Consider the following 4,485-nt stretch of genomic DNA (forward strand, 5'->3'; position numbering starts at 1 on the left):
TGCGTTCAGACTCAACCAGCCTGTAGGTATAATATTGTGTGCCGTCTTTCCGGCTTTTGATAGTCGTCCTTCGTATATACATGGAGCTGATTATGCGCACAGTTACAATAGAAAATCAACAATTATTTAATTTTATGGCACTACATTCGCCATGATTAAAAAATCTCTACGTAACGTGCTGAAATTATAGTAAGCTACTTTACGTAGGGCCATAAAAACTAAGGAATAATGGGCGTTTTGTCGTTTTTTTTCGAAAAAATAGGTTAAGGATGCGTTTGACATCCCCATTTGTGGCGGCAATGATCTGCTCCAGGTAGTGCTGCTCCATCTTCTGTTTCCATACCTTGAACCCGGGGATGTTGTCCTGGAAAAAGCCGGCAGGGTCGGTGGGGTCGTTTTCAGGCATCTGGGGCAACTGTCCCTTTTCAATGGATGCCCGGGTCACCTGGATTCTTACCTCACCGGGCAGGTGCATGGTGTAAAGGGTGGCTTCGCTGCCCGAGGCCACAAATGCAGTTTCAATCACATTAAAAAGTTCTCTGACGTTACCGGGCCAGGGATAGGCGTTCAGGGTATCAAAAAAATTCTGCTCGATCTTTTTGGGCGGAAGGTTGTTTTCTTCGCAAAGTTGACGGACTTTATACCGGGTCAGTGCTTCAATGTCCCGGCCCCGGCGACGCAAAGGCGGCAGGGGCAGATGGATGGTGCGTAGGCGGTAGAGCAGATCCCGGCGAAAGGTACCGTTTTCCACCATGGCGTCCAGGTCCCGGTTGGTGGCGGCCATGAGGCGAAAGTCGCTGGTGATCTCTTCGGCATCGCCCAGGGGACGAAACCGTTTTTCCTGGAGGATGCGCAAAAAGGATTTCTGGGCGGACAGAGGCATCTCCCCCACCTCATCCAGAAACAACGTCCCCTGGTCCGCCAGTTTCACCAGACCGTCCCGGCGCTCTACCGCCCCGGTGAATGCCCCTTTCCGATGACCAAACAAGGTACTTTCCATAAGAGTTTCGGTTAAAAAGGCACAATCCACCACAATAAAACCCTTGTCTTTTCTCAGGCTATTGGCATGGATGGTCTGGGCAAAGAGCTCCTTGCCGGTTCCGGTCTCCCCGGTGATAAGTACGGGCGCGCTGGACGCAGCCCCCTGGGCCATGATTTCAAAACATTTGCGCATGGGAGCGGACCGGCCCACAATCCGCTCCAGGTCCAGGGTTACGGCCTGCCGGCGGCTCTGTTTTTCCTGCCGGTATTTCAATGCCCGGGTGAGGCCGGCACGGGTCTGTTTGATGGAGGTGGGTTTGACAATATAGTCCCAGACCCCTTCGGTGATGGCGGTCTCGGCCCCAGCCGGATCGCCCAGGCCCGTGATGATAAATATTTCAGGGTTGGATTTGGATGCCTCCTTGATCCGGGACAATGCTTCAAGCCCGTTGCCGTCGGGAAGGCCCACATCCAGCAGCAGGATATCCACCGCCTGTTCCCTAAGAATCCGGATACCCTGTTCTAGGGTGGATGCGGCCAAAAAATCATGTTCCATGCGCAGCACCAGGCTTTCCATGGTGCCGCAGAAATTATCGTCGTCATCTATAATTAAAATCAATGCCATGGCTGCCTCAATGGGATTTCACCGGGGGGCAGAGCACATCGTTGATGCCCCGGGATAAAATTGCCTTGTCATAGGGTTTTACAATGAAATTCTTGATATTGGACGACTCCTGCCGACTGAACTCCACATTTCGTCCCGACACCATAATCACGGGCAGGCCGGGCAGTATCCGGGCCAGTTGCCGGGCCAACTCCAGGCCGGTGATTTTTGGCATGTCATAGTCGGTGATGACCAGGTCAAAGCCCGACGGATTTTGCCGAATCAGGTCCAGGGCCTGGCTTGCGCTGTCTGCAACGGTCACCAGGTAACCCAGCTTTTCGATAATCCGCGGCACGCTTTGCCGCTGTTCCGGGTCGTCCTCCACAAAAAGAATGGTGCCCTGGCCCAGGCAGACGTTACTGTCCGCAGGTCGATCCTCGTCTTCTACCTGGTCCATGCGGGGCAAAAGCACCGTAAATCGCGTCAGGTCATAGGCCTTGCTGGTCAGTGAAATGGCCCCGTTATGGCCCTGGACAATACCATGGACCATGGAAAGTCCTAAACCCGATCCAATATTTTTACCCTTGGTGGAAAAAAAGGGGTCAAACACCTTATCCAGGATTTCAGGATCAATGCCGGGACCATTGTCCGAGATGGTCAATTCAACATAGTGGCCCGGTGGCAGGTTAAATGGGTCGTCGTTGTCCGGGTCGGGATCGGTTAAAACCCGTTCATCCAATTTTACCTCGATACGGCCGCTTTTCCCCCCCAGGGCCTGGAAAGCGTTGGTACACAGGTTCATCACCACCTGATGAATCTGGATGGCATCCCCCCGGCACATGAACTTGCCCTGGGCCATGGTTTTGACCACCTCAATGTTGCCGGGAAGCGAAGTTTCCACCAGGGCCATGGCGTCTTTGACCACCCGGGCCAGATCCAGTTTTCTGAACCGGGCATGGCCGGGCCGGCTGAAGGTGAGAATCTGTTTAACCAACTCCGCCCCCCGTTTGCCTGCCGAAAGCACCCGTTCGAGATCCTGGCGGGTCAGGGACTCTTCAGGCACATCGTCCACGGCAAGCTCGGCGGAGTTGATGATGGAGGTCAGGATATTGTTAAAATCATGGGCAATGCCTCCGGACAGGATGCCCAAGGCCTCCATCTTCTGGGCTTGGGCCAGCTGTTTTTCCAGGTTGATCTTTTTAGTGATGTCCTCGGCCGTGCTCAGCACGCCGGCCACCCGTTTTTTTTTATCTAACAACGGAACTTTATTGATCTCCAGCCATACCTGTTCCTGGTCGCTGCGCTGGATTTTCAGCAGCCGGGCATGAAACGGAGCGGCGGTTTCAAGCACTTCACGACCCAACTTCCTGGACTCTTCGGCGGTGTATGCCAGATCCGGCACCGATGAAATATCCCGGTTGATGATATCAGCCTTGTCCCTGATTTTAAAAAATTTGAGAAATGAAAGGTTCACATCCACCAAATTGAGGTCCACATCCTGCCAGAAAACCAGGTGGGGAATATTATCCAGAATAAGCTGGAGCTGCATCTTGGACTTTTCCATGGCCTGGTTGGCCTTTTTTTTCTGAGCTATGCTGACAGCCAGAAGCACCACCATGCAGGCCAGGACAAAGAGTCCTGAGATAATCAGCCAGAAGATACCTCGATTAAGCCGGTAGAAATCATAGGGCTCATTGATGATTTTGCTGCCCGCAGGAAGCAAAGACATGTCCACTCCCAGGCGTTTGAGAACCTTATAGTCAAAAATATAGGCGTGGCCTTCGGCTGTTTTCACCGGAATCAGGGCCGGGTCTTCTCCGTCCAGAATACGCAGGGCCAGCCGGGCAGCGGCCTTTCCCTGGGCCAGACCCGAGGCGAGCTTTCCCCCCACAATGCCGCTCCCCATGAGAAACTCCCAGGAAGAATACACGGGGCGATTTGTAGCCCGGCAGATCATAGCTGCGATCTCCTGGATGCTGTAAAGGTTGCCGTCCCCTTCTTCGGAGCCTCCCGGCACAATATAAAGCAGGGTATCCCGGGGCAAATCTGCCAGGTAATCCGGCGTGCCGGTTTTAAGTAATTGAAGCTGAAACCCGGTCTTGAAGGTAAAGGAAAAGTCAATTCTTTCCTGTTTAATAGTCCGGCGGATTTCATCTATGATCGCCTGAGATGTTACGCTGTTGCTGCCGACGATCACCATTTTCCGGACGTTGGGGTGCAGACGCCGGATGATATCCATATTTTCCTTAAAGGCCACGGTCTCTGCAATCCCGGTGATGGCAGGCTGTCCTTCTATCATAGAAAAGTGGTAATTGTTGATGCCGCAAAATACAATAGGCACCCCGGCAAACAAACCGGAGCGATACTTCAGGGCAAAGTTCAGGGCGTTGTTGTCCGATGTGAGAATGACGTCAAAGCGGTCCCGGACGAACTTGGACTTAAAATAATTATACAATATCGCCTGCATTTGTTCGTTTTCATACCGCTTGGCATCCAGGTACTCCATCTGGAAATTCAAACTCTGGCTCTCCACGGGAAGCACTGACCGGATTCCTTCAAGGATATTGTCGGACCAGGCATAACCGTTGTTGTAAGAGTTCAGGTAAAGAATCCGCTGGCTTCTGCGCCCGGCGGAGTCCTGTGATCCGGCGGAACAGACAGCTGTGCACGCCAGCAGCCATATGGCGGCTATGTAGATGTAACATCTGGGCATAAAAGGGTAATCCCGATTTAAATCATAAGTTAATGCAGGACTTCATGGTACCTGAAAACCTAGGTCTTTGGCAATGGCCGGTTCATGCAGCAGCGCTGACGCATCAAAATTTATTATCAATGATATCAGGGGGGCGGAGCGACATCTAAAATTATTTTGTCGCAAAATTATAATAGACACTCTGCAG

At 52.4% G+C, this 4,485-nt stretch carries 2 protein-coding genes; both read right to left on the bottom strand.

The window, feature by feature from the left end:
• Window positions 1-199 precede the first annotated feature (199 nt).
• A complete protein-coding gene (locus B147_RS0106190; protein WP_020586361.1) occupies window positions 200-1,606 on the bottom strand; it encodes a sigma-54-dependent transcriptional regulator in 1,407 nt (468 codons plus the stop codon).
• A gap of 7 nt (window positions 1,607-1,613) precedes the next feature.
• Window positions 1,614-4,298, bottom strand: a complete 2,685-nt coding sequence (locus tag B147_RS0106195) for a hybrid sensor histidine kinase/response regulator (RefSeq protein WP_020586362.1) — start codon at window positions 4,296-4,298, stop codon at window positions 1,614-1,616.
• Between the last annotated feature and the right edge of the window lie 187 nt (window positions 4,299-4,485).

The organism is Desulfobacter curvatus DSM 3379, assembly GCF_000373985.1.
Lineage (GTDB): Bacteria > Desulfobacterota > Desulfobacteria > Desulfobacterales > Desulfobacteraceae > Desulfobacter > Desulfobacter curvatus.